Here is a 1,041-nt window from a genome sequence, read left to right on the forward strand (position 1 = left end):
CGCGAACAAGGTGTCGAATTTGCAATCGCGACAGGACGTAACTACTTAAATGCAAAAGAATTAACAGATGCAGCAGGAATCCACTGTCCGATCATTGCTTCAAACGGGGCACGTGTGATGACCGTAGATGGAGAAGAGTTAAGTGCGACGACGTTGACGACGGAACAAGCACAGCAAATTTACGGTATCATCAGTCAATATGAAGTTTTCTTCGAGATGTTCTGTGATCGAGGACTCGTGACAGCACAAGGAGCGACGATCGACGCAGCCTATGATTCTCTAAAAGAGTTGAGTGAAGAAAGTGATCGGGCAAAACAAGTGCTTGATTTCTTCCACGATCGTTATTATGTCCACGAAGACGTCAAGATGATTGATGGATTCCGGTCGTATATCCGTAACCAAGCGGGACAAGTATTTAAATTCATCTCATTCTCGTTTGATCAAGAATTAATGAAAAAAATCTGGCAGGAAATCGAGCAGAAGGTCGACGGTGTCTATGTCACGTCGTCAGGACACGATAACATCGAAGTCATGGCAGTCGGTGCCGATAAAGGAACGGCAGTTAAAATCCTCGCAGACCACCTCGGTGTGCCAATCGAACAGGTTGCTGTCATCGGTGATAACCTGAATGATCTTCCAATGTTCAAAGTTGCCGGCAAGGCGATCGCGATGGGGAATGGTCATGATGAGGCAAAAGCGATTGCCCATCACGTGACGAAATCAAATGACGAGCACGGCGTCGGATATGCGATTCAGCAGTTGGCGTCCCGCGCTTGGTAAGGGGGACGTTTCATGTTTAAGGCATTCAAGGAGTTTGCCTTTCGAGGGAATGTGATCGATTTAGCGGTCGGGGTTATTCTGGGTGCTGCGTTTAGTGGGATCATCAAATCCCTCGTCGACAGCGTCTTTATGCCACTGATCGGTATCATCATCGGGGGCATTGATGTCAAAGGATTATCGGTCATGGTCGGAAATGCAGAGTTGCAGTACGGTCAATTTCTTCAAGCGAGTATCGAGTTCTTGCTGTCTCTTATACACATC

The 1,041-nt window shown here is 47.2% G+C and carries 2 protein-coding genes; both read left to right on the plus strand.

Translation table 11 applies throughout. The annotated features are described in order from the left end of the window. A partial coding sequence (locus F8N00_RS18065; protein WP_421018756.1) for a Cof-type HAD-IIB family hydrolase occupies nucleotides 1-780 on the plus strand: 780 nt, incomplete at its 5' end. Nucleotides 781-792: 12 nt separating this feature from the next. Further along, on the plus strand, nucleotides 793-1,041 hold a 249-nt coding region (gene mscL / locus F8N00_RS18070), incomplete at its 3' end, for a large conductance mechanosensitive channel protein MscL (RefSeq protein WP_421018757.1).

The sequence above is a fragment of the Exiguobacterium sp. A1_3_1 genome (assembly GCF_048985645.1).
Lineage (GTDB): Bacteria > Bacillota > Bacilli > Exiguobacteriales > Exiguobacteriaceae > Exiguobacterium_A > Exiguobacterium_A indicum.